Source organism: Pseudoalteromonas sp. MTN2-4 (assembly GCF_042848605.1).
Classification (GTDB): domain Bacteria; phylum Pseudomonadota; class Gammaproteobacteria; order Enterobacterales; family Alteromonadaceae; genus Pseudoalteromonas.
This window is the reverse complement of the sequence record NZ_BTGK01000025.1, coordinates 1-2898: the sequence shown is the minus strand read 5'-3', so window position 1 is coordinate 2898 and position 2898 is coordinate 1. Positions and strand designations below refer to the sequence as shown.

1 protein-coding gene is annotated in these 2898 nt (G+C 39.6%); it reads right to left on the bottom strand.

The genetic code is table 11. The features are described 5' to 3' along the window. Positions 1-887: 887 nt before the first annotated feature. Positions 888-2898, bottom strand: a 2011-nt coding sequence (locus ACGHEH_RS21425) for an insulinase family protein (RefSeq protein ID WP_390449731.1), incomplete at its 5' end; no start/stop codon positions are given.

Sequence of the window (2898 nt, the reverse complement as noted above, 5' to 3'; positions counted from 1 at the left end):
ATTATTTTCTAACTTTAAAGTTCTGTAGCCACGTTGATCATTCGGGCTAACGGCAAGCTTATCAAGTGGTGCAAACGCGTTTGTTGCACTTGTTTGTGTGTTGTTATTCGATGTTTGTGAACAAGCAGCCAGTGCTAATGCCAGTGCACTAATCGTAAATGCTTTTTTCATAAGGGGGTTCTCTCAAGTCTCAATTTTTATATTTCATTACCCAGAAAAGGCGAAAACTCAGCCCTGTTACTGGTACCTCGTAAAGTGAAATAACAATCTCATCTAAAACATTGAAAGTCGCTTATTGAAGCATTATAAAGTTGCGCCAAAACATTGTTATAAAAAATTAACTATATAAAACATGGGTTTGAGATTTAAAATTGATTCGATTTATAAGGTGTAATTATCGGGTACTGAACGTGTGCTTGAGTAAAGTCGTGATTTCTGTGTAATCGAAAAGGTGAAGTGCTGGGGTAAATAGAGTAGATAATCTAGCTTAATGAGTTTGTTTATTCCGTTTAGACATTAAAGTTTGCTATAAATGTGTGCTTGATAAAACATTAAATTAAGAAAATTAGTATTTTTCAGACTGAGCTGCTTGGAGTTGGATATTGCTGAGAATATTGTTCTAGGGAAAGCTCGTATATTTTCAGACTAAAAAAGGGTTAACCGTAAGGTTAACCCTTGAGGGCATATGAGTAGGAGCAAGTCCTGATGGGCTTACATCTATACCAATCCTCAATAATACTCAATCATTTTGAGGGACTAAAACGGACGCTAGCTTCGTTAAAAATTTCTTATTTAGAACAACTAAATAGCAAAATTTTCGCCTTGTTATCGCCCCGTTTTTCTTGCCTCAAAATTGATCACTTAATTAAGAGGATTGGTATTACTCTTTAAAGTTGATAGCTGACTTTGCCAGCAAGCTCAGCGATGTCAGTGATCTTCGTTTGACCTTTAATTTCGGCAAACGGCTTGTCTTGGTAGTTTGCACCACGCAGTTGTACGTTGATACGAGACGCTTTAGGATTCGCTAACGTTTCATTGTAGAACTGCTTGATGTCAGCCAGTTTCACATTTTGAACTTCTGTGATCATTTGTTGCTTAGAATCATAATTCCAGTTCTCTTTATACCAATCAGAGAAGATAGGAGAGACTTCTTCATACATATTCTTAGGTGCTTGAGTCAGGCCTACTAGTACACCTTGCTTAATTGCAGCAAATTGCTCAGGTGTCAGTGCATCTAGCTTGACTTTGTACTCTACCTTAAAGTCATCAAAACGCTTTTGCGCTTGGACTAGATCCATGACAGGTGATTGGATATATAGACCAATACTTGCATAGTCATCAACTGGGTAGTAGAACGCTCCTACGGCGTAAGCCAATTGTTCCTCAGTTCTTAATTGGTTAAATGCCTCATGGCTGAAGTGTTTTGCCAATACGTTCGCAATGGCTTTTTGTTTGAACCCAGCTTTACGATGAACATGAATATCTAATAAGCCATTATCGGCAGCTGCGGTATCTTTTTGATAGCTTAAAACCTGTTGCGGTAATGGTGCAATGGTTTTGGTTTTTGCAAAGCTTGTTTGCGTGTGGTTGCTACCAAGGGTTTTGCTGATAACCTCAGCAACGTTTTCTAAATCGCCCTGATTGTAGTTACCAAATGCAAATACACGTGGTTGGTTTGCCTTCAACAGCTTTTCTAAGCGTGCTTTGAAAGTCGCTACATCTAACTTTTCTGCTGCTGCGATTAACGCGTCATCTTCAAAGTTATTGGCTTCAGTTAAACTCTGAAGGGCAGGGAATAACTGACGAACGGTAAATTGCTTTTGTGCGTTATTGATGCCACGAATAAGGCGGTCTTTAGCTTGAGCAAAGTTCGTCTCTGTCACCTCAGGAATGAGATCAGATAGCATTTCAGCAAGCAGCAAGTTTTGCTTATCAGTGAAACCGTTCAATAACAGACTCATACCGTTACTCGTTGTTGCACGCGTGCTGATACCCGCAACACTTGCTTCAGCTTGTAATAAGCTTTGCTGTAGGTTGTATAGATCTGACCAAAGTGCAAGTGACACTTGAGTTTCGATATCTGCATTTGCTTCGCCGGCATTTAGGTCAATTTTTAAGATACCTTTTGGTTGCTCTGCAAATAATTGACTTGGGTAGTGCCATACTTTCACACCGTCTTTTTCAACTTTAAGCTCAGCGGTCGATTGCTTCATACCCGCTGTTTTTAGGTCGAAGTTTTCAGGTAATAGACGATTCACTTTTGGTAGTGCCAATGCCACCTGAGTTGGTTTTTTCCAAGTCGCAATTTCGCGCTCAGCAATGTCTTCAATGCGGTATTCACCTGCATAGAAATGTTGTTTCTGATCGACTTTCTCATTTTTGCTGGTATACCAAATACGCAGTGTGTCAGGGGTTAACTGTGATAGCACGTCATCAACCGCTTTGGCATTGAATTGACCAAAATAGTATGGCGCGTTGATGCTATAATTCAGCGGGTAATCTTGCATGCTGTTAACTAACTGAGCGGCATAGCTGAATTCGTCGACCTTTTGTAAGAATCTGAATTCGTTATCAAGCGAGGTTTTGATTTCTTTGTAGTACTTTTCATCAACCCCTTTTTCTTTAACTAGGTCAATATACTGCATGATGATAGCAACGATTTCGTCACGGTTCTGCATACCTAAATCAGTTAAATTTAGGATGATAGACATTTCACCGTAGTTACCATAATGGTTTGGTGTACCGCCAGCATTCAATGAGCTGATCCAGCCCAATGCTTTTAGCTGCTGCGCTGGTGTGCCAGGCATTTCAGAGCCAAGTAAGTAAGACACAAATGCATTTGGTTTGAACTTAAACTGGTCTTGATTGTTTTTAATGGTGAAATCAAGTTTTAGCTGC